At 72.7% G+C, this 20828-nt stretch carries 19 protein-coding genes; 14 read left to right on the plus strand and 5 right to left on the minus strand.

From position 1 onward, the window contains the following. Positions 1 to 258, minus strand: a 258-nt coding sequence (locus tag O145_RS11985; RefSeq protein ID WP_043563363.1) for a transposase, incomplete at its 3' end; no start/stop codon positions are given. Between the two features lie 490 nt (positions 259 to 748). Next, positions 749 to 1711 (minus strand): FAD:protein FMN transferase, encoded by a 963-nt coding sequence (locus O145_RS11990; RefSeq protein WP_229118541.1) that lies wholly within the window; start codon positions 1709 to 1711, stop codon positions 749 to 751. Positions 1712 to 1836: 125 nt separating this feature from the next. On the opposite strand from O145_RS11990, the gene O145_RS11995 reads away from it, so the two are divergent. The 13 genes from O145_RS11995 (at position 1837) to brnQ (ending at position 16023) form a co-directional block, all read left to right on the plus strand. After that, entirely contained in the window at positions 1837 to 3816 is a 1980-nt protein-coding gene (locus O145_RS11995) for an FTR1 family iron permease (protein WP_084682583.1), read from the plus strand. A 125-nt stretch (positions 3817 to 3941) separates the two neighbouring features. After that, the gene (locus O145_RS12000) at positions 3942 to 4565 is read left to right on the plus strand and encodes an iron transporter (RefSeq protein ID WP_043563336.1); all 624 of its coding nucleotides are present in this window, start codon (positions 3942 to 3944) and stop codon (positions 4563 to 4565) included. Between the two features lie 218 nt (positions 4566 to 4783). After that, on the plus strand, positions 4784 to 6052 hold the full coding sequence (locus O145_RS12005) for a DUF2318 domain-containing protein (protein WP_043563337.1): 1269 nt from the start codon (positions 4784 to 4786) through the stop codon (positions 6050 to 6052). 34 nt (positions 6053 to 6086) lie between these two features. Continuing rightward, positions 6087 to 7376, plus strand: a complete 1290-nt coding sequence (locus O145_RS12010; protein WP_043563339.1) for an ABC transporter permease — start codon at positions 6087 to 6089, stop codon at positions 7374 to 7376. A gap of 5 nt (positions 7377 to 7381) precedes the next feature. Continuing rightward, positions 7382 to 8734, plus strand: coding sequence for an ABC transporter permease (locus O145_RS12015; protein WP_229118542.1), 1353 nt, complete (start codon positions 7382 to 7384; stop codon positions 8732 to 8734). Position 8735: 1 nt separating this feature from the next. Then, positions 8736 to 9584 (plus strand): ABC transporter ATP-binding protein, encoded by an 849-nt coding sequence (locus O145_RS12020; RefSeq protein ID WP_043563341.1) that lies wholly within the window; start codon positions 8736 to 8738, stop codon positions 9582 to 9584. Further along, positions 9581 to 10135, plus strand: coding sequence for an FMN-binding protein (locus O145_RS12025; protein WP_043563342.1), 555 nt, complete (start codon positions 9581 to 9583; stop codon positions 10133 to 10135). The genes O145_RS12020 and O145_RS12025 overlap by 4 nt, the downstream gene beginning before the upstream one ends. Next, positions 10132 to 11211 carry a CobW family GTP-binding protein gene (locus O145_RS12030; protein WP_043563344.1) on the plus strand — a complete coding sequence of 360 codons (1080 nt, stop codon included), beginning with the start codon at positions 10132 to 10134 and terminating at the stop codon, positions 11209 to 11211. The genes O145_RS12025 and O145_RS12030 overlap by 4 nt, the downstream gene beginning before the upstream one ends. A gap of 168 nt (positions 11212 to 11379) precedes the next feature. After that, on the plus strand, positions 11380 to 11859 hold the full coding sequence (locus O145_RS12035; protein WP_043563345.1) for a YbjN domain-containing protein: 480 nt from the start codon (positions 11380 to 11382) through the stop codon (positions 11857 to 11859). After that, on the plus strand, positions 11856 to 12521 hold the full coding sequence (locus O145_RS12040) for a type III secretion system chaperone family protein (RefSeq protein ID WP_043563347.1): 666 nt from the start codon (positions 11856 to 11858) through the stop codon (positions 12519 to 12521). Before O145_RS12035 ends, O145_RS12040 begins: the two co-directional genes overlap by 4 nt. A 7-nt stretch (positions 12522 to 12528) precedes the next feature. Continuing rightward, positions 12529 to 13539 carry a tRNA (adenosine(37)-N6)-dimethylallyltransferase MiaA gene (gene miaA / locus O145_RS12045; RefSeq protein ID WP_043563349.1) on the plus strand — a complete coding sequence of 337 codons (1011 nt, stop codon included), beginning with the start codon at positions 12529 to 12531 and terminating at the stop codon, positions 13537 to 13539. Further along, the gene (gene dapF / locus O145_RS12050) at positions 13536 to 14510 is read left to right on the plus strand and encodes a diaminopimelate epimerase (RefSeq protein ID WP_043563351.1); all 975 of its coding nucleotides are present in this window, start codon (positions 13536 to 13538) and stop codon (positions 14508 to 14510) included. Before miaA ends, dapF begins: the two co-directional genes overlap by 4 nt. A gap of 103 nt (positions 14511 to 14613) precedes the next feature. Continuing rightward, positions 14614 to 16023, plus strand: a complete 1410-nt coding sequence (brnQ, locus tag O145_RS12055) for a branched-chain amino acid transport system II carrier protein (RefSeq protein ID WP_043563352.1) — start codon at positions 14614 to 14616, stop codon at positions 16021 to 16023. Positions 16024 to 16208: 185 nt separating this feature from the next. On the opposite strand, the gene O145_RS12060 is transcribed toward brnQ, so the two are convergent. The 3 genes from O145_RS12060 to O145_RS12070 are packed head-to-tail and all read right to left on the minus strand — an operon-like array spanning position 16209 to position 18753. Beyond that, positions 16209 to 16757 (minus strand): DUF4865 family protein, encoded by a 549-nt coding sequence (locus tag O145_RS12060; protein ID WP_229118543.1) that lies wholly within the window; start codon positions 16755 to 16757, stop codon positions 16209 to 16211. Between the two features lie 59 nt (positions 16758 to 16816). Further along, on the minus strand, positions 16817 to 17425 hold the full coding sequence (locus tag O145_RS12065; RefSeq protein WP_043563356.1) for a class I SAM-dependent methyltransferase: 609 nt from the start codon (positions 17423 to 17425) through the stop codon (positions 16817 to 16819). A 32-nt stretch (positions 17426 to 17457) separates the two neighbouring features. Then, positions 17458 to 18753 (minus strand): MFS transporter, encoded by a 1296-nt coding sequence (locus O145_RS12070; protein ID WP_084682585.1) that lies wholly within the window; start codon positions 18751 to 18753, stop codon positions 17458 to 17460. Positions 18754 to 19264: 511 nt separating this feature from the next. On the opposite strand from O145_RS12070, the gene hflX reads away from it, so the two are divergent. After that, positions 19265 to 20746, plus strand: coding sequence for a GTPase HflX (gene hflX, locus O145_RS12075; RefSeq protein WP_229118544.1), 1482 nt, complete (start codon positions 19265 to 19267; stop codon positions 20744 to 20746). Positions 20747 to 20828: the final 82 nt, after the last annotated feature.

Genomic DNA, 20828 nt, shown 5'->3' on the forward strand with positions numbered 1-20828 from the left:
CGCTTTTTTCAGGAAGTCGATCTCCATCCTGGCCTCCCGCAGCTCGGCACGCAGCCTCCTGTTCTCCGCCGACTGCTCCGCACCGACCTCGGAGTCCACGGACTCCGGGTGGTCCTTCCTCCATTTCTTGACCCAGTTTCCCACCGTCTGAGGAACCAGGCCGTAGAACCTCGCCACCTCGGCTATTGTCCGGTCCTTCTCCACGACCTCAAGGACGACCTGCTCCTTGAGCTCACTACCGAATCTCTGTGCCGACATAATCAGATTATACCTCATCTCTCAAAACAGTACTCTTTCCACCACTGTCCAAGAAACACCAGGCACCTCACTCGAGCTCGTCTTCTTCTCCACCACAGTCCAAGAAACACCAGGCAGCTCAACGAGGGCTTTTGTGCAAGGCGGGTCGGGAAAGGTGGTGAATATTCGACGAATATTGACTGACTGCCGGCGATGGCGCGTGCAAAGGCGATCATGCCACCGGCACCCGGGACAGGCCGGATCATCTGGTCCGGGCGGGCACAGCGCCGTCGTCGCCCGGCAGTCCACAGCCCCGAGAGCCCTGAGCCCCTGTCTGCAGGCGCTTCACCTTGAGGGCTCGCTCTCCTGGAACCATGCGATCTTCAGCAAACCGCGTTATCCCAGGCGGAACGATCACCTTCACCGCAACCCCGCCACCAACGGGCGAATCACCGAAGCTGAGGCCGACGACGCCGGGGCTCGCCTCGGCGGCAGGCCTCCGCCGGGCGGATCAGACGGTGAATATCTCGCCGGGCAGGTCGGCCAGGCCGCGCGAGACCGCGGCGGTGCCGTCGGTGCGCATGAGCGCGAAGTCGTAGCGGAAGCCCGCCCGCGCCAGCGCCTCGGGGGCGGCGACGAACAGGGCCGTGGCCAGGCCGTCGGCCTCGGCGCAGGTCGCCGCCACCGTCCAGGTGGCGAGCACGCCCCGGACCGGCAGGCCGGTGCGGGCGTCGAGCAGGTGATGCAGCCCGCCCGCCCAGGAGCGGCGGCCGGTGGCGGAGGCGCAGACCGCCGCGTCGGTGAGCGAGACCGAGCCGATGACCCGGCCCGGTGCGCGCGGGTCCTCCAGGCCGATGCGCACCGGCTCGGGAGAGGAGACCAGCAGGTCACCCGAGCCGTCGACAACGAAGGCGCCGATCCCGGCTCCGCGCAGCTCGTGGGCGATGAGGTCCGCCAGGAAGCCCTTGCCGGCCGCCCCGACGTCGATGAGGACAGGACGGGCCAGGTGCAGCCGGTCGCCGTCGTGCCGAGCGGTCTGCGCCCAGGCGGGGCGGCCGTGAACCGCCCCGACGCGGGCGGCGGCGCCATGGTGGACAACGAAGGAGTAGTCGGGGTCGTAGCCGAGCTCGACCAGGTCGGCTCCCACCAGCGGGTCGACTCTTCCGCCGGTGGCGCGGTGCAGACGGTCGTACAGGTCGAGCAGGACGGCCGAGCCCGGCGGCAGGTCGAGGCTGAGGGGCCCGGCTCCCAGTTCGCCGTCGGCGGCCCGGCGCACCAGGGAGCCGGGACGGAAGCGGGACCACACCTCCTCGAAGGAGCCGGCGAGCGAGGCGAGGCGGTCGCGCAGCTCCAGGGGCAGGGGTGCGGAGGTGAGGACCTCCCAGCGCGTCCCGGTCGCCTCGAAGCGCCACCGCTGCGTCAGGGGGCCGGGCCCGCGCACCGTGCGCGGCCCGTGCGCGGCTGGAGATGACACGGCGTGCGCCTTCCTGTGGTAGTGATTTGTCGTCGACGAGCAGTGAAACCTAACCTAATATGCAAACATCAGAGTTACCGAACCTGGCTCCGGTACCTGTCAGCGTCGTGTGAAAGACCGCATCAATGCCATACAGCCGTCTCCCCCTCTCCCGCCCGGCCGCGGACGATCCTGCGCATCGTCCGGGGGCGCTGATCGCCCTCGCGGCGGTGCTTCTGCTGCTCCTCGGCGTGCTCTCCCCGCTGGGATCCGCCGGCGGTGCTCGCGCCGATGAGTCGGCGCCGGCCACTCCGAGCGCCAGCGCCTCGCAGGGCGGGGCCACCGACTACGACACCTGGAGCGCGGTCGCCGCGGCGGTCTCCTCCGACCTCGACGAGGCGCTGACGCAGTACCAGTCCGGCAACACCGCCGGCGCCGCCGCGACCTTCCAGAAGGCCTACTCGACGAGCTACGGGGCCTCCAACATGGGAACCGTTGTCAAGGACAACCTTGGTCAGGACACCGCCACCAAGCAGCAGGAGGCCTTTGAGGACCTTCGCACCCAGTCCTACAAGACCGGCAATGACGCCGCGATCACCACCGGCGTCACCTCCCTGAAGACCTCCCTGGCCGGCTCCGGCACCGCGCTCGACGCCATCGGCTCCCTGGCCTCGCCGCGGGACTACGCGACCGCCCAGGCGGACGCCATCGCCACCGAGCGCGCGGAGATCCAGGCCAGTAGGAAGAACGTCAACAAGGGCCGCGAGGGCCGCACGTGGACCGAGGTCGCCGCCGAGATGACCCCGCTGATCGACCAGGCCGTGGACAAGGCGTCCAGCGGCGACGGCCGGGGCGGCGCCGATCTGATCAACAAGGCCTACTACGGCTACTACGAGAAGCTCGGCTTCGAGAAGACCGTTATGGCGGCCATCTCCGGCAACCGCGTCTCCCAGGTGGAGAACCAGTTCAAGGTCGTGCGCCAGGCGATGGTCGACGGCGCGGACATCTCCGAGATCACCGCCGACGCCGAGGACCTGAAGAGCATGCTCACCGAGGACGCCGCCGTCCTCGACGGCGGCGCCGCGGCGAGCGTCAACCCGCTCAAGGCCTTCTTCACCGGCTCCTTCGGGCAGGCCTTCATCATCCTGCTGCGCGAGGGCCTGGAGGCGATCCTCGTCGTGGCCGCCATCATCGCCTACCTGGTCAAGGCGGGCATGAGGGACCGCATCAAGCTCATCTACGCCGGCCTGGTGCTGGGCCTGGTCGGCTCCGGCGTCGTCGCCGTGCTCTTCGCGGTCCTGTACGACTCCGCGGACTCCCACCAGGAGATCCTGGAGGGCGTCGTCGCGCTCGTGGCCATGGCGATGCTGCTGTTCACGAGCAACTGGATGCTGTCGAAGTCCTCCGTGTCGGCATGGAACGCCTACGTCAGGGACAAGACCGAGTCCTCGATCTCGACCGGCGGCTTCTGGGCGCTGGCGTCCCTGTCCTTCCTCGCGGTCTTCCGGGAGGGCGCCGAGACGGTCCTGTTCTACGAGGCCCTGTTCACCATGAACCCCTCCGGAGCCGCCAGCATCTGGCAGGGATTCGCCGCCGCGGCGGTCTGCCTGGTCCTGATCTTCCTGCTCATCCGCTTCACCAGCGTCAAGATCCCGCTGCGCCCCTTCTTCGCCATCACCAGCATCATTATGGCGGTGCTGGTCGTCATCTTCGCGGGCGGCGGCGTCCACGCCCTCATCGAGGGCGACCTCGTGCCCGCCTCCTACCTGCCCGGCTGGCCCACCTACGACTACCTCGGGCTCTACCCGTACAAGCAGACCCTGATCGCCCAGGCGGTCATGACCGCCGTCGTCATCGTCCTGTTCGTCATCTCCGCGGTGCGCAGGCGCCGCGAGGACCGGGTCAGGGCCGCGAAGACGGGCGACTCGGTCGGGGCGGCCGAGAAGAAGGCCGACGACGGCGCCGAGCTCTCCGCCGCATCGGCCGACGCCGCCGCCCCAGAGGACTCCGCCTCCTCCGAGGGCGAAGGCTCCGGCGACCCCGCAGGCTCGCACGGCGCAGAGGACTCCGGGACGCCTGCATCAGCCGACGATCCGCCCGCGGATCTCTCACCGGCGGACAAGTGAGGGCTGAGCCCCGTGCTCCGGCGCTCACTGTCCGCTCCCCGAGCTTCCCGGCCCGGTCCTGGACCCGACCGGAAGACCGACGCCCGTCGCCCGACGTCGCGTTACCCCACCAGCAAGGAATTCTCATGCGTACCAAGCTCAAGGTCATGAGCGCCGTCGGCGCCCTCGTCCTCGCCGGGACTCTTGGCCTGACCGCCTGCAACAACTCCAACAAGGCGGCCGACTCCGCCACCCAGGAGGCCGGGGAGGACTCTGGCGCCGGCTTCCAGGAGTACCCGGTCGGCGACCAGCAGATCGCCCAGGGCAAGGACGGCGTCAACGAGCTCGATGTCTCTGTCGTCTACTTCCAACCCGTCGACATGGAGCCCGCCGGTATGGGTCTGAAGGCCTCCGATGCCTCCTTCCACCTCGAGGCCGACATCACCGGCGACAAGGACAATGACCTCGGCTACGGCGCGGGCGACTTCGTCCCCGGCCTGAAGGTGGACTACACCATTACGGACAAGTCCAGCGGTAAGGTCGCGGCCGAGGGCACCTTCATGTCGATGAACGCCTCCGACGGCCCGCACTACGGAGGCAACATCAAGCTTCCCGGCGCTGGCGAGTACACCCTCACCCTGAAGATCCACTCTCCGGCGGAGAGCGGCTGGATGCTTCACGTCGACCCCGAGACCGGGGTCAAGGGACGCTTCTGGGACGCGCCCATTGAGCTCAGCCGGGACTGGGACTACACGCCGCAGGAGTGGTGATCCTCCGGCCCGCGGGGCGCACGCGCGCCTCGCGAGCCGCTCTCCCCGTCAAGGCCTCCGGGGCTCATGAGGCCTCGTGAGGGTTCGACGCGGTCCGGCTGCGCCGGGGCGGTCGGTACCCGCCGACAACGGGTGCCGACCGCGGCCGGTCGCCGACCACGGACAACTGGATGTGCAACTGGGCAAGACCGGCCCGAACCTGAAGGGACTGATTGGACATGCTGGCACGCTTTGTCTCCGTCGTGGGCGGGATGACGCTGCCGTTCCTGCTCTATGCCGCTCTCGCCGTCGTGCTCGGGCCGCCTCGGCCCGAGGGGTGGCCACGCGCGAGCCGCTGGCGCCTGGGAGCCTCCGTCGCGGGGCTCACCGCGGGGGTCGTCTTCGCCGCGCTGCGCGCGGCGGCCGTCATCATCTCCCGCACGGAGGTCAACATCCCGACGCTCGCGGCCTGCGTCCTGGCTGACCTTGCCCTGCTGGTCGTGCTGGTCGTGCTTGTCGCCCGGCCGTCCTGGGGCTGGCAGGGGCGCCTCGCCCCGCTGGCCAACGCGGTCGCTTGCATCGCCCTGGCACTGGCCTTCTTCCGGGCCGTGCCGGAGATGATCCTCCAGCTGACGGCCTTCATCGAGCCGGGAGAGGCTACCTTCACCTCGGACATGCTTCTGCGGGTCCTCGGCTTCCTGTGCGCGTGGGCGGCCGTGGCCGTCCTCGCCTTCATGTACTACCGGACCTGCCGGCGCTCGCCGGTCCGCCTGACCCGCGCCGGCGTCGTCGTCCTCGGCCTGCTGGTCGTGCTGACGCACCTCACCGCCCTGGCCGCCCTCCTCCACGGCTCGCACATCGTGCTTCTTCACGGGCAGGCCTTCCGTGCAACGGTCTGGCTGACCAACAACACTGCGGGCATCGTCCTGCTGGCGGCGGCGGGAGTCCTCCTCATCCCCATGGCCGTCGCCTTCGCCGCGACGCTGCGCCGCGTGCCCGAGCAGCCCAACCCCGCCCGCCGGCGCCACGAGATCGCCGAGCGCCGCCGCTCCCGCCGCTGGGTGCTGGCCTCCGCCCTGGGCTTCGGCGCCCTGGTTGCCACCCGGACCGTCGCTGTCGCCAAGGTCAACGAGGTGCCGACCCTCTCTCCGCCCGAGCCCTACGAGATCAGGGACGGCAACGCCGTCGTCGCCCTGGCGGACATCAGCGACGGGCACCTGCACCGCTTCGCCTACGACGCGAGCGGCACAGAGGTCCGCTTCATCACGATCCTGAAGAATGGAGGCGCCTACGGCGTCGGCCTGGATGCCTGCGAGAACTGCGGCCCCGCCGGCTACTACGAGAAGAACGGCAAGATCATCTGCAAGCGCTGCGACGTCGCCATCAACCCGGCCACCATCGGCTTCAAGGGCGGGTGCAACCCGATCCCGATCGACTTCACGGTCGACGGCGGGAGCCTCATGGTCCCCACCTCGGCCCTGGACGACTCCGCGAAGATCTTCGCATGACCCGCCGCCCCACCCGTGCGCAGGAGGAGCACTGATGTTCTTCGCCCGGCTCGTGTCCCGCTCCTTCACCCGCCAGCCCCGGCGCCGCGGACTCATCGCCCTGACCGTCGCCCTGTCCACCGCGATCTCGGTGGCGATGCTCGGCGTCGTCCTCGACGTGGGCGACAAGCTCAACGCCGAGCTGACCACCTACGGCTCCAACATCGTCGTCCAGCCCAAGACCGACGCCGTCGTCTCCGGCCTGTACGAGACCGGCGACACTCCCGACCCGACCTCCTTCCTCAAGGAGGACGAGGTCGGCAACATCAAGACGATCTTCTGGGCCTACAACATCGTCGACTTCGCCCCCTCGCTGACCGCGCACCTGGACGTCTCCTCGGGCTCGGCCGACGGCGGCCCGGTGCGCGTGCGCGGCACCTGGTTCAACAAGGACCTGGCGCTGTCCACCGGCGAGAGCGTGACCGCGGGGGTGACCACCATGCGCTCGTGGTGGAGGCTCGACGGCGCGTGGCCCTCCGACGACGCCGACGAGGCGGTCGTGGGCTCCGCGCTCGCCTCGAAGCTGGGCGTCCACGCGGGCGACACCATCACCCTGGCCGGCGCGAGCGGCACGAAGGAGCTCGCCGTCACCGGCGTCTACGCCTCCGGCGACGACGACGACAAGACCCTCTACGCGCCCCTGGCCGACGTGCAGGACCTCACCGGTCACGCCGGGCAGGTCGAGCGCATCGAGGTCAAGGCCCTGACGACCCCGGAGAACGAGTTGTCCCGCAAGGCCGCCGCGAACCCCGAGCTCCTGTCCCGGGCGGACTGGGAGACCTGGTACTGCACCGCCTACCCGTCCTCGATCGCCTACCAGATCGAGGAGGTCGTCACCGGCTCGGTCGCCAAGCAGGTCCGCCAGGTGGCCGCCGTCGAGGGCAATGTCCTGGAGAAGACCCAGGCCCTCATGATCCTCATGACCGGCCTGTCCCTCGTGGCCGCGGCCCTGGCCGTCGCCTCGCTGACGACCGCCTCCCTGGTGGAGCGCACGGGCGAGTTCGCGCTCATGAAGGCCATCGGCGCCGACTCGGTCTCCGTCATCAGGCTGATTCTGGGGGAGACCGCCGTGATCGGGGTGATCGGCCTGGCGGTCGGCTCCGCGGTCGGCTCCGGCCTGGCGCAGGTGATCGGCAAGGTCGTCTTCAGCTCGACGATCACCATGCGCCCGATGGTGTTCGTCCTGGTCGCCCTGCTCATCGCCGCCGTCCTGCTGCTGGCGACAGCCTCCTCCATGAGATCCATTCTGCGCATCCAACCGGCCACGGCCCTGCACAGGAGGTGAGACGCGTGTCCCGCAAGAACCGTCCCATGACCAACCGCCGCATGTTCGCCACCATGCTCCTGGGGTCCGTGTTCCGGCGCCGCGGCCGGGTCCTGGTGGCCGTCTTGTCCTCCGCGGTCGGCGCGGCTACGCTGTTCTGCCTCGCCGCGGTCTGCCTGGCCGTGCCCGCGCAGATGAGCGCCCAGATGCGCCAGTTCGGCGCGAACCTCATCGTCGTGCCCGTCTCGGCCGACGGCAGCGCCACGCGGGTCAGCCAGGCCGCCGTCGACGCCGCCACCGGCGCCGTCGCCTCCGCCACCGGCACCGCCGTGAACGAGGTGAGCACCGCCTCGTACCGCTACGAGACGGTGCGCGTCAACAAGAGCCCCTACATGGTCGCCGGCATCGATACGGACAGGGTCAGCGCGCTCAACGGGCACTGGGAGGTCCGGGGCTCCTGGCCCGGCCAGGGCGAGGTGCTCATCGGCCTGGACGTCGCCAACGCCGCCGGCCTGACGGTCGGCTCCACCGTGACGGCCGAGTACCTCTCCAGCGACAACCTGAAGCTCGTCTCCGACGGCGACACCGCGGCCGCCGCGGCGACCCCGACGGCGGGCCCCACCGCGGGCCCCTCCGCGGGCCCCACCGCGGGCCCCTCCGCCTCCTCGACAGCGGCCCCGGGCCGCCCGGGGGCGGGAACGGCCGGCTCGTCCGGCTGGGACGGATCGACCGCCGCCAACCAGGCGGAGTGGCGGGTCGCCGGCGTCGTCGACACCGGCGGCGACGAGGATGACATCATCTACGCCAACGAGGCGGACGTGGACGCCCTGACGGGCGTGGCGGGCCCCGGCTACGACGTCGTCGAGTACTCGGTCAACACCTCCCAGGTCCCGATGTCCTCCGTCGTCCAGGCGGTGGACGCCTCCCACGACGGCATCCAGGCGGAGCCGGTCTCCAAGATCACCTCCGGCGACACGCGCATTATCACCATGCTCAACACCCTGTTCTGGGTGGTCTCGCTCGTCGTCCTCGCCCTCACCCTGGTCGGGGTGTCCACCACCATGACCGTCATCGTCTCCGAGCGGCGCAACGAGATCGGCCTGCGCAAGGCCCTGGGCGCCTCCGGGCGCGCCATCAGCCTCGAGTTCTACTCCCAGGCGGCCGCCCTAGGTCTGATCGGCGGAGTGATTGGCACGGCGGTCGGGTACGGTCTGGCCGTGGCCGTGTCCGTCGGGGTCTTCGAGCAGGCCGTCGGCTTCACCTGGTGGCTGGCGGTGGTCGCGGTCCTCATGACGGCGGTCGTCGCCGTCATCGCCTCGTACTCTCCGGTGCGCAGCGCCTCGCGCATCGACCCCGCGCTCGTCCTGAGGGAGGAATGACATGCTGCTCCGGCTGTCCCACGTCTACAAGATCTACGGCGAGCTCCACGCGGTGGATGACCTCAGCCTCGACGTCGAGCGGGGCGAGTGGCTGGCCGTCGTCGGCTCATCGGGGTCGGGCAAGACCACCCTGATGAATATCATCGGCTGCATGGACACGCCCACGAGGGGCACGGTCACCCTCGACGGGCGCGAGCTCGGGCGCCTCAACGCCTCCCAGCTCACCGACATCCGCAAGAACGTGATCGGCCTGGTCTTCCAGCAGTTCCACCTCATCCCGCACCTGACGGCCGTGGAGAACGTCATGGTCGCCCAGTACTACCACTCGATGACCGATGAGAGGGAGGCCATGGAGGCCCTGGGGAGCGTGGGCCTGGCCGACCGCGCCCGCCACCTGCCCTCCCAGCTCTCCGGCGGCGAGCAGCAGCGGGTGTGCATCGCCCGCGCCCTGATCAACCACCCCGAGATCATTCTTGCCGACGAGCCCACCGGCAACCTCGACGAGGCCAACGAGCAGCTCGTCCTGGACATCTTCCACCGCCTCCACGCCCAGGGCACCACCCTCATCGTGGTCACCCACGACGCCCACGTCGCCTCCAACGCACAGCGCGAGATCCTCCTCAACCACGGCAGGCTCGTGGGGGAGAGGACCAACGAGACCGCCGAGACCCGGCGCGGGCGCAGTATGCTCGACTTCGGCAAGGGGACCCGCGCGGACCAGGAAGGCGCGGCGCCGGAGGATCCGTCCGCGACGGCCGAGGCCGCGGAGTCCTCCGAGGGGCCCGACGCCGCCCTGGCGACGGCCTCCGGGTCCGGCGACGAGCCCGGCCGGGGGGAGGAGAACGAGTGAGTGCGCACAGTGGGAGCGGCGCCCGGGCGCCCGTGGCGCGCCGGTCCGTCGCTGCGGCCGGCGCCGTCCTGGCCGTGGCCAGCATGACCGCATGCGGCAGCGGCGACGCCAGGCCCGGCAACGACGAGTACGCGGGCAGGGCGCAGAGCGCCAACCCCGCCCACTCCGCCACGGCGGCCGGCGGCGCGACCGCGGCGGCGAGCCCCACGGGCGGGCCCTACGCCGACGGCACCTATACGGCCACCCAGTCCTACGGCGTGCTCGACGACGTCATCGAGGAGGACTCCATCGACGTCGCCCTCACCCTGGAGTCCGGTTACATCACCGGGGTGACCATTACCGGGCACCCCTTCGCCTCCAGGTCCCGGGAGTACATTGACGGCTTCTCCCAGGAGATCAGCGGCGCCGTGGTCGGCCACAGCGTGGAGGACGCCCACGTCACCGCGCTCGCGGGCGCCTCCAAGACCTCTGCCGCCTTCAACGAGGCCGTTGACGCCATCGCGACGCAGGCGCGGTCCGCGGCCGCGACCGCCCAGGCCACCGACCAGTGACCCCGGGACGACCGGCGAGCCGGCCCCGCGTCCCCGTCATCGCCCTCACCGGCTACCTGGGGGCCGGCAAGACGACACTCCTCAACCACCTCCTGCGCACCCCGGGCGCCCGCCTGGGGTGCGTCATCAACGACTTCGGCGACATCAACGTCGACGCCGCCCTCGTGAGCGGCGAGGTCGACGAGCCCGCCTCCGTCGCGGGCGGCTGCCTGTGCTGCATGCCCGACGCCGGCGGGCTGGAGACCGCCCTGGAACGGCTGACCGCGGCCCGGACGGACCTGGACGCCATCCTCATCGAGGCCTCCGGGCTGGCCGAGCCGCCCAACCTGGTCAGGCTCCTTCGCTCCGCGGCGTCGCGCCGCGTGCGCTACGCCGGCCTCATCGACGTCGTCGACGCCATCAACGACGCCCGTACCATCGGCGGCGCCCCGCCGGCACGGTACGGAGCCGCGACCCTCGTCGTCGTGGCCAAGACCGACCTGCTGGATGCCGGGGAGCGCCGCCGGGCCCTGGCACGCGTGGCCGGCCGCGCCCGCGCGCGCAACCCGCGGGCGCTGGTCGTCGAGGCCGACCACGGCCGCATCGACCCGCTCCTGGTCATGGACGTCGCCCAGGAGGCCACGCCCCCGGGCGAGCTGCCCCTGGCCGAGCTCACCCGCACTGCGCGCACCGAGGCGCACGGCGGCCACCGGCACGCCCACGCGGACTGCCTCACCGTTCCCGCCGCCCTGCCCGTCTCGCCGGGCGCCCTGGCCGACCTGCTGGAGCGCCCGCCCGCCGACGCCTACCGGCTCAAGGGCGTCCTCGACGTCGCCGGCTCCGCCGGGCGCCCGGGATCCCCTCGACCCTCGGACGGGGCGCGGCGGGTGGTCGTCAACGCGGTCGCCGGGCAGGTGCACCTGGAGACCGCGCGGCCCGCGCGCCCCGCCGAACCGGGGCTGGTCGCCATCGGCACCCGCCTCGGCGACGACGTGCGCGCCGCTCTGGAGGAGGCCCTGCGCCCCGCCCGGGAGCCGCCCTCCCCGTCGGACCTCGCCCGCCTGGACCGCATCCGCCGACGCAGCCGGGGGATATGAGCGGGGCGTGAGACGGCGTAGAGGCCCAAGGCGGCATGGGACGGCGGCGCCGGGGCCGGGCGCAGGACCGCTCACCGGGCCCGATCCCGGCTCCGCCCGCGGCAAGAGTGGCCCCTACCATGGCCCGCGACCCCTGTTGTCGCTGGCCAGGGCCGTTAGGCTGGCCGTATGACTCGGTCCAAGTCCATGAGCGCCGCCGACGCACCCGCCCCCGCCGTCCCGGCGCCGGTGGATGTCGACCGTATTATGGCCTGCGTGCGCGAGCTGGGCCTGCGCTTCTTCCTGGACGACGAGGGCGACATCGGCATCCCCTGGCGCTACGTCACCGTCCACGCCATCTTCCAGGACACCCGGGCCCTCCAGCTGCGCGGCGTGTGGCACCGCATCGCCGACACCGAGCACCTGGCCGCCCTGCGCCGCCTGGTCGAGGAGTGGAACGCCACCCGCATCGGCCCCAAGGCCTACCTGACCATAGCCGACGGCGGTATCGTCCGGCTCCACGGCGAGGTCACCTATCCCCTCGAGGCCGGGATGACCGACGCCCAGCTCGGGGACTTCGTCCTGACCGGGTGCAGGCTGATCGTCGCTCTCATGAGAGAGGCGGAGGACCTCTTCCCGGACCCGCTGCGCGGCAGGCTGGACCCATGAGCCGCCTGAGCGATCTTCTCGCCCGGCTTCTGGGGCAGCCGCAGGGCCAGTCCGAGCCCGCCGAGCGATCGCGTCCGGCGCGCGGGTCCTCCTCCGCCCGCCCGCCCGGTCGCCGCGCTGAGCGCGGCTCCCGGGCGCTCGCGGGCCCGGCGGCCGCGCGCGCGAGCGGGCCTGGGGGCGACGCCGCGCCCGTCGCCCAGGAGCCCCGCGCCCCCCACCCGGATGAGGACGCGGAGACCACCAGCGGGCTCACGCTGGACCGCATGGAGACGATGATCACGGACACCATGGGCTACGGGGTGCAGCGTCACGCCGAGTCCGGGCACCCCTGCCTGCTGGGCACATGGGACTCCTACCCGTTCGTCATCGAGATCCCGGAGGGGCACGAGGGCTGGCTCCTGGTCTCCGGGGACTGGGATGAGCCGGTGGGCGAGGGCATGCGCGACGAGCTGGCCTCCAGCGTCAATGACTGGAACCGCGACAAGTTCTTCCCGACGGTCTCGATCATCGACTCCCCGTCGGGCTCGCTGGTGCGCGCCACCTACCTGATCGACCTCAGCTCGGGGGTCACCGACACCCAGCTGCGCCTCCATCTGGAGACGGCCCTGTCCTCGTGCACGCAGGCCCTGAGCCTGGTGCGCCCCCTGCTGCCCGAGCTGTGAGGGCGCGGTGAGCCCGTCCGCCGTCCGCATCGCCGTCGTCGGCCCCACCGCCACCGGCAAGTCCGAGCTGGCACTCGACCTGGCCGACGCGCTCACCCGGGACGCGGGCGGCGTGGAGATCCTCAACGCCGACGCCTCCCAGCTCTACCGCGGCATGGACATCGGCACCGCCAAGCTGCCGCCCGGGCGACGGCGCGGCCATCCCCACCACCAGATCGACGTCCTGGACGTGCGCGAGGACGCCAGCGTCGCCGCCTATCAGCGTCATGCGCGCGCCGACCTGGAGGGCGCCGAGGCGCGCGGCGCCCGCACCATGATCGTCGGCGGCTCCGGGCTGTACGCGCGTGCGGTCACCGACGCCCTGGACTTCCCCGGCACCGACCCGGCGGTGCGCACGGCCCTTCAGGAGCGCGCCCGCCGCGAGGGCGCACGGCGCCTGTGGGAAGAGCTGAGCGAGGCGGACCCCACCTCCGCCCGGCGCATCGAGCCGTCCGACACGCGCCGGATCGTGCGCGCCCTGGAGGTCCTGGCCGTCACCGGCAGGCCGTTCTCCGCGACCCTGCCCCGCTACGAGGACCTCGTGCCGACGCTCCACCTGGCCCTGCGGGTCGACCGCGCCGTCCTGAACGCGCGCATCGACGCGCGCGCCGCCGCCATGTTCGACGCCGGGCTGGTCGGCGAGACCGAGGCGCTCATGTCGGCGGGCCTGGGGCAGGGGCGGACCGCCTCTCGGGCCATCGGCTATGCCCAGGCCATCGACGTGCTCCGAGGACGGCTCACCGAGGCCGACGCGGCTCAGGCCACGGCCCGGGCGACCCGTCGTCTCGCCTCCCGGCAGATCAAGTGGTTCCGCCGCGACCCGCGCATCCACTGGCTCGATGCGGCCCTCGACGACGCCGGGACGTGGAGGCCCGGCGAGCGCCGGCGCGTGAGGCAGCAGGCCCTCCGCCTGGTCGCCGAGGCGGACGGGGCGCGCTCGGCGCCTCCCGGAGCCACTCGTCTAGGCTGGAGGCCATGACTGCTGCCTCAGGCCTCGCGGGCCACGAGCTCATCAAGGGCCACGGCACGGAGAACGACTTCCTCCTGCTCATCGACCCCGAGCGGGACGTGCCGGTGAGCGCCGCCGACATCGCCGCCGTGTGCGACCGGCGCGCCGGGTTCGGCGCCGACGGCTTCGTGAGGGTCGTGCGCACCCGGTTCCTGCCTGGCGCCCGGGCCTTCCGCGAGGCCGTGCCCGAGGCCGAGTGGTTCATGGACTACTACAACGCCGACGGCTCCGTGGCGGAGATGTGCGGCAACGCCTCCCGCCTGTTCGCCGCCGTCCTGGACGCCGAGGGGCTGTGCCCGGTGGCCGACGGCGGCTCCATCACCATCGGCACCCGCGGGGGCGCGCGCACCATCACCCGCATGGGCGACCTGTGGACGGTCGACATGGGGCAGGCCCGCCTGACGCGACCCGACGGCGCCCGGGCCGACATTGAGGCCGACGGCTGGGACACGGCCGTCGTCGTCCCCGGCCTGGAGGGCGAGCGCGCGGCCCTGTCCGTCTCCGTGCCCAACCCGCACACCGTAGTCGCCCTGGGCGGCGACAAGGAGCTCGACGCCGCCTCCTTCGCGGGCCTGACCGGCTCGGGGGCCCCGGTCGTCTACGAGCCGGCGCCCCCGGCCGGCACCAACCTCGAGCTCGTGGTGCCGCTGGGCCAGGACGCCGACGCCGCCACCGGCGAGCGGGTGGGCCGGGCGCGCCTGCGCGTGCTGGAGCGCGGCGTGGGGGAGACCCGCTCGTGCGGAACCGGCTGCTGCGCCGCGGCCGTGGCCCTGCACGTGTGGGAGGGCGAGGGGGCGCCCAAGGACTACCGGCTGCTCGTGCCCGGCGGCGAGATCGGGGTGCACGTGGGCGCCGACCCTCTCGCCGAGGGCTCCACCGTGCTGCTGACCGGGCCCGCCGAGATCACCGGGCGGGCCCGCCCCGGGCGGCCCCGGTCATGACCTGCCGTGACGCGGCGTGGGGCTGTTCCCACTGACGCCGAGCGTTTTCTCACGGCTCACAGGGAGACATACTGACGGCACACCGAGTAAAGAGACAGGCACTATGACCTCCACAACCGATCAGCACCCCGGCCCCGGTCCCGTCACCAGCATCGTGACCACGGGCCTGATGCTCTTCGCCCTCTTCTTCGGGGCGGGCAACCTCATCTTCCCGCCCCTGCTGGGCGCGGCCTCGGGCCGCAGCCTGGCCGCGGTCATGGTCGGGTTCCTCATCACCGGCGTCCTGCTGCCGCTGGCCACGATCGTGGCCGTGTCCACCTCCGGAGAGGGCATCCTCGGCCTGGCCCGTCGCGTCGGACCGCGCTTCGGAGTCGCCATGCCCCTGGCGGTCTACCTGTCGATCGGCCCGTTCTACGCCGTGCCGCGGGTCACCACGGTCGCCTATGAGCTGGCGACCCGTCCGGTCCTCGATCTCATGGACGTCGGCGACTCGCGCCTGACCCTGGCCGTCCACGTCGTGGTCTTCCTCGGTGCCTCCGTCCTCATCGCGCTGCGCCCCAGCAGGCTGGCCGACCGCATCGGCCACTGGCTGACCCCAGCCCTCCTCGCTCTGCTGGCGGTGCTGTGCGGGGCGACGATCCTGAGCGCCCGGGGACTCGGCCGGCCGGCCATCGAACCCTATGCGAGCGCCCCGATGGCGACCGGGCTCACCCAGGGCTACCTGACCATGGACGTCCTGTCGGCGAGCGTCTTCGGCATCGTCGTCATCACCTCCCTGCGGGAGCGCGGCTTCGCCGCCCCCGGCAGGCTCGTGCGCGGCACCACCATCGCCGGGGGCATCGCCGCCGTCCTCCTGGGTGCGGTGTACATCGGCCTGGCCCTCATCGGGGCGCGCGCCCCCGGCGACGTCACCACCGAGACCACGGAGGGGACCGAGCTGCTGCGCACGGCCGCCTCCCTGACGCTGGGAAGGGGCGGGGTGATCGTCTTCGCCGGCATCGTCATGCTGGCCTGCCTGACGACGGCGGTGGGGCTGCTGGCCTCCTGGGCCGGCTACGCCTACACCGCCTGGCCGGCCGTCTCCTTCAACCGCCAGCTCCTGGCGGGAACGGCCGTCTCCATCGTCCTGGCGAACCTGGGCCTGAGCGCGATCCTGAAGATCACGGCCCCGCTGCTCTTCCTGCTCTACCCGCTGGCGATCTGCCTGGTCGTCGTCACGCTGATCGACGCGCTGGCGCCGGGGCACCTGCGCTCGGCCTACCTGTGGTCCGTGAGCGTCGCCGGCGTGCTCGGCGCCGTCTCCGCACTGGCCGAGGCCGGTTGGACCGCCCCCAGCGACCTGCTGGCGCGCACAGGGCTGTGGGACAGCTCCACCGGCTGGATCGTGCCCGCCCTGGTCGCGCTGGGCGTCGGACTGGTCCTGGACGTGCGGGCGGGACGCTGGTCCACGCCCGCCGGCGACGTCAGCAGCGCCTCCCTGAAGGTGGAGCAGGCGGCCGCGTCCCAGCGCTGAGGACACGCAGGCCCCGGTGCCCGGGCTCCGCCGGCCGGTCTCGCGGGAGACGTCCTGAGGAGCGGGCGGCTCTTCGCCGGCCGACAGCGCCCTGGAGCACGCGGGATCTGCCGGGGCGCTCTGCGGACCGGTCGGCGCGTCGGCGCCTCCATCGGCATCGCCGCGCGCCGGGACGCGGCCGCGGGTCAGTGCGCGGCCGAGACGTGGAGCACCTCGTAGCCGGTCAGCCGCGGGTCGGTCTGCTCGGCGGGCCGGCAGGAGAGCTCGACCAGCACGACCGTCCAGGTGGTGATGTCGACAGCGGCCAGACGGGTGACGCTCTGACTGTCGGTTCGCGTCAGGAACGGCCGGGTGACCGCGTCCAGGCACCGGGAGGGGGCCTCCCCCTCAGGCAGCTGCACGGTGGACATGGTCAGGCTCCTGGCGTCGGCGTAGGGGGCGGGGCCCGGCACGAGCCGCGCGACGGTCCAGTCCTGGATGGGCTGGCGGCCGAAGTCGCGCACGATCGAGGAGTAGCCGGACTCGCCCCAGCAGAAGGATCGCATCCCATCAATGTCGCGCCACACGTAGAAGGGCGCGTAGGCGTTGCGCGTGGCGCCCCTGGCCTTCTCCCGGATCAGGCAGGCCCTGAATTCGAGTCCCGCGAAGTCGTCCATGAGGCGGCCGGTTGCGGCCACGCGGTCGCGGATGATCCGCATGTCGTAGTCGGCGGGCAGGTTGATGGCGTACTGCATGGCGTACACGGGTCGCTCCTGAACGGCTCGTCGGGATGTGACTCTGGACTCTGCGGCGCTCAGTGGCGCACGCGCAGGACGCGGAAGCCCTTGGAGGAGGCCGTGCGCACCGTCTCGTAGGCCTCGCCCGCCAGCGACGCCGCCAGGGAGTCCGCACCCAGGTTCTTGGCGACGACGAGCCACGCCTCGCCGTCGGGGGCCAGCAGCTCCAGCCAGGAGGCCAGCAGCGCGTGCAGGGCCCTCTTGCCGATGCGCACCGGCGGGTTGGACCAGATGAGATCCAGCCGGGTGGCGTCGCGCTCGAGCTGCGCCCGCAGCGCGGAGGCCTCGAGCACGCGCACGCCCGCGTGCCCGGCCGCCGCGGCATTGCGGGCCGTCAGCTCCAGGGCCCGCTCGTTGACGTCGGTGGCGAGCACGCGGGCGTGCGGGGCGGCGTCGGCCAGCGCCAGCGCGATCGGGCCCCAGCCGCAGCCCAGGTCGAGGAAGGCGCCGGTGGCGGGCGGGTCCGGGACGTGGTCGAGCAGGACCCGCGTGCCCCTGTCGAGGCGGTCGGGGCAGAACACGCCCGACGCCGTCGTCACCATGTGCTCGTGGCCGCGGATGACGAAGGAGCGGGTGCGCTCCCGGGCGGCGGCCGTGGGGGAGGGGGTGAAGTAGTGCTCGCTCACGCCCCGAGGCTACCGCCTGGCCCGCCGGGGCCTCAGGCGGCGCGGCGGGCCAGGAGCGGCGTGAGGCCCAGCATGATCGTGAGCACCACGACGACGGGGACCACGAGCCGCTCCTCGACCCCGGCCGACGTCGGCGCCACCAGGGTCGTCGCCAGCGTGCCCAGGGCGGCCGCGCCGACGTTTCCGGCCACCGTCACAGCGGTGGCCGACCGGGCCTCCGAGATCCCGTCCGCCGCCCTGCCCAGCTCGACCGGGTCGGTCACGCAGCGGATGAGCGTGTCCTGGTGGGTCAGACCCATGCCCAGGCCCGCGATCCCCCAGCCCGCGTGCAGTCCCCACCACGGCGCCGCCCCGGCGAGGGCTGCGGCCAGGAGCGCGCCGCCGAGGGCGAGGAGCAGCCCGCCCGCACCCGTGCGCACCAGGTAGGCGCGCCGTCGCCGTGCCGGATGCGCGCCGCACCACACGGCCACTGTGCTCCACAGGACCCCGGCCGTGGTCAGCGCCCAGCCGACCGCGCCCGGGCCCAGGCCGAGGACGTCGTGGCCGGCGGGGGAGACGAGGAAGTCGAGGGCGAAGTAGCAGGCGCACACCCACGTCAGGGTCGCCAGCGCCGCCCGGCGCCCAGACGCCAGCCGCAGCACGCCGGCGGGGAAGACGCGCGAGCAGGCCCACCCCACGCCGCCCAGGCCGAGGGCCGAGACCGGCCAGAACCAGGGCGCCGACGCCGGCACCGCCCCGATGAGGGCCACCCCGCCGGCCATGACGAGGGCCGCCGCGAGCGGGGCGCCGTCGTCGTCGTCGCGCACCCGCAGGCCCCGGATCTGCCGCGCCATGACCAGCCGGGCGGCCACGAGCACGGGGATGTAGGCCACCAGCGCCCAGCGCCATCCCCACCCCGAGCTGATGGCGGCGGCATAGGCGGGCCCGGCCAGCGAGGAGACCACCCACATGGCCGAGCTCGCCGCCAGGAAGGCGCGACGCCACGCCTCGGGCAGCCCCGCGACCATCGCCCCCATGGTGACCGTGGACAGAGCCCCCGCGGCCATCCCGCGCACGACCTCCCCCAGGACGTACACGCCCACGTCGGGCGCCAGCGCCCCCGCGGCGGCACCGGCGACGAGCAGCCCGGTCAGGACGGTCATGAGGCGGTCGGCGCGCCACCTGGTCAGCATCGCCCCGCCCAGCGGCATGGTGAGGAAGGTCGGCACCGTCGCCGCGGCCGTCACCAGGCCGTAGTGCGCCCGGGCGCTCAGGTCTGATGCGACCAGCGGCAGCACCGTCTGGTTGATGTAGACCTGCATGCCGGCGAGGAGCTCGACCACCAGCATTGCCAGGGTCAGGCGGCCCACGGGCGTCGCGATCACGCCCCGCACCGACACGGGCGGGGCGCCGGGCTGCCCCTGGCCGCGCCGGTCCCGTCGGCCCTGAGGGGCGGGCGGGTCCGGGGAGGCCGTCGTGCTCACGCCGTGAGCGTACCGGCGGGACGTGGCCGGGAGGCCTCATTGGCCCGGGACCTCGTGTGGCGCTACGATGCGGCCATGTGGAGTTCTCGTATGCGCTGAGCCGGTGACGGCTCGCCGCTGTCGCCCCGATCCCTCACCCGCGTCCGGCAGGCCGGGCAGTTCCGCCGAGCCGGGCTCCGGGCTGCTGCATGCATACGGACATACGAATTAGGACTCTCTTGTGACTCACCGCTCGAATAGCCGCTCGATTCACGACTCGGACCGCGGCGGCGCCCCCGGCCCCGATGACGCGCCCGACACGGGCGCCGCGCACCCCGCGGACGCGGCGGAGCGCCCGCACGCCGCCGGCCCGGGCCGGCCGCCCACGCCCGAGGACATTGTCAGCCGCGTCCTGTCCCGCGCCGGGACGGCCCTGGCCTCCACCGCCGGCGAGCACGCCGGCCGCGAGACCGATGACGACGGCCTCCTGGAGCGCGAGGCGCGCGCCGGCACCCGCCGCGTCGCCGGCCTGAGCACCGAGCTCGAGGATGTCAGCGAGGTCGAGTACCGCCGGATCCGCCTGGAGAGGGTCGTGCTCGTCGGCCTGGACCTGTCGCGCCCCGCCGCGTCCGCGGCCCAGTCGCCCGGGGCGGCCCAGGACGCCGAGACCTCGCTCGCCGAGCTCGCCGCCCTGGCCTCCACCGCCGGCTCCCAGGTCCTGGACGCCCTCATCCAGAGGCGCGACCACCCCGACCCCGCCACCTACCTCGGGTCCGGCAAGGCCAGGGAGCTCGCCGAGATGGTCGTCGACGCCGGAGCCGACACGGTCATCGTCGACGGCGAGCTCGCCCCCTCCCAGCGCCGCGCCCTGGAGGACGTCGTGGGAGTCAAGGTCGTGGACCGCACCGCCGTCATCCTCGACATCTTCGCCCAGCACGCCAAGTCGCGCGAGGGCAAGGCCCAGGTCGAGCTCGCCCAGCTGGAGTACCTCCTGCCGCGCCTGCGCGGCTGGGGGGAGTCCATGTCGCGCCAGGCCGGAGGGCGCGTCGTCGGCGGCCAGGGCATCGGGTCGCGCGGCCCCGGCGAGACCAAGATCGAGCTCGACCGGCGCCGCATCCGCCGCCGGATGGCCAGGCTCCGCCGCGAGATCAGGGCCATGGCGCCCTCCCGTGAGGTCAAGCGCGGCTCGCGCCGACGCGGCCCCATCGCCTCGGTCGCGATCGCCGGGTACACCAACGCCGGCAAGTCCTCCCTGATGAACCGGCTCACCGGCGCCGGCCTCATGGTCCAGGACGCCCTGTTCGCCACCCTGGACCCGACCGTGCGCCGGGCGGAGACCGCCGACGGGCGCGTCTACACCCTCACCGACACGGTCGGGTTCGTCCGCAACCTGCCCCACGAGCTCATCGAGGCCTTCCGCTCCACCCTGGAGGAGGTGGCCGGGGCGGACATCCTCCTCCACGTCGTCGACGCCGCCCACCCCGACCCTCTGGGCCAGGTGGCGGCCGTGCGGGCAGTGCTCGCGGACATCCCCGGGGCGCTCGACGTCCCCGAGCTCATCGTCCTCAACAAGGTCGACCTGGTCGACGCCGTCGCCCTGGCGGCCCTGCGCACCCGCCTGCCCGGGGCGATCGAGGTCTCGGCCCGCAGCGGCGAGGGGATCGAGGAGATGCGCTCGCGCATCGAGGCCATGCTGCCGCGCCCGGACAGGCCAGTGGACGTTGTCGTGCCCTATTCCCGGGGCGACCTGGTCTCCCGCGTCCACGCCGACGGCGAGATCGACGCCGTGGAGTACGTCGAGGCCGGCACCCGGGTCGTGGCCCGGGTGGATCCCGCCCTGGCCGCCGAACTGGAGGCCGCCTCGGAGCCGGCGCCGTAGCCCCTCCCGGGCACGCGCCGCCCTATATGCGCGCCCCGGACTCCGAGGACGACGACGGGGGTGCGCTCGTGCGCCGCCGGTG

Source organism: Actinomyces israelii DSM 43320 (assembly GCF_000711965.1).
GTDB classification, from domain to species: domain Bacteria; phylum Actinomycetota; class Actinomycetes; order Actinomycetales; family Actinomycetaceae; genus Actinomyces; species Actinomyces israelii.